The 673-nt window shown below is 66.9% G+C and carries 2 pseudogenes; one reads left to right on the forward strand and one right to left on the reverse strand.

The window, feature by feature from the left end:
* A pseudogene (locus J6500_RS31470) lies at positions 1–164 on the forward strand (LLM class flavin-dependent oxidoreductase); the annotation flags it as partial.
* A gap of 277 nt (positions 165–441) precedes the next feature.
* Here the strand turns inward: J6500_RS31470 and J6500_RS32265 are convergent.
* Positions 442–618, reverse strand: a pseudogene (locus J6500_RS32265) (M24 family metallopeptidase); the annotation flags it as partial.
* Positions 619–673: the final 55 nt, after the last annotated feature.

Below are 673 nucleotides of genomic sequence, written 5' to 3' on the forward strand. Positions count from 1 at the left end.
CCGCAGAGCCGGATGCGCTGATCGCGCAGCTGAAGAAGGACGAGGCAATCGCCGAGGCCGACACCTTGCTGCTGACCGTGCCGAACCAATTGGGCGTCGCCTACAACGCGCACGTGATCGAGGCGATACTGACGCATGTCGCGCCGGCGCTGGGGTGGCGCTGAAGCGCAAGCTCAAACGATCGAGCCCATTTCTTCAGGCCGCTCCGGCGCAGCCTCTAAGCCCTGGTCGGCAACATCCGTTTGAGCGTCACGCCTCCAATTCGAAAACTCAGGCTTTGCCCGCGACGTTCCATCCGGCGCGCGGCTACATCAAGCTCGAAGATACGCTGATCGTCACTGACGATGGCTGGGAAGCGCCCGGCGACATCGCGCGCGGATGGAGCATCGCGGTCTCGATCGAGATCACCATCCCGGGCTGCAGGGGCCGGTCGGCGTCGTAGGGTGCATAAGGTACCGGCCCGTGGCCGGTGAGCCGCGGCGCCTCGTGACTGACAAGGCCGATGCCGTGCGCCGTGTAGTCCAGCACATTGCCATGCGGCGCCCGGCGTACCGCCTCTTCGCCGGCGGCGATGATGTCGCCGCCACGCGCACCGGGGCTGATCGCGCGGCGCGCCACCTGCTGGATCTCCTCGATCTCGTGCAGCAGGTCGCGCAATTCCGCGTCGGGCTCG

This window comes from Bradyrhizobium semiaridum (assembly GCF_020329505.1).
In the GTDB taxonomy this organism is placed as follows: domain Bacteria; phylum Pseudomonadota; class Alphaproteobacteria; order Rhizobiales; family Xanthobacteraceae; genus Bradyrhizobium; species Bradyrhizobium semiaridum.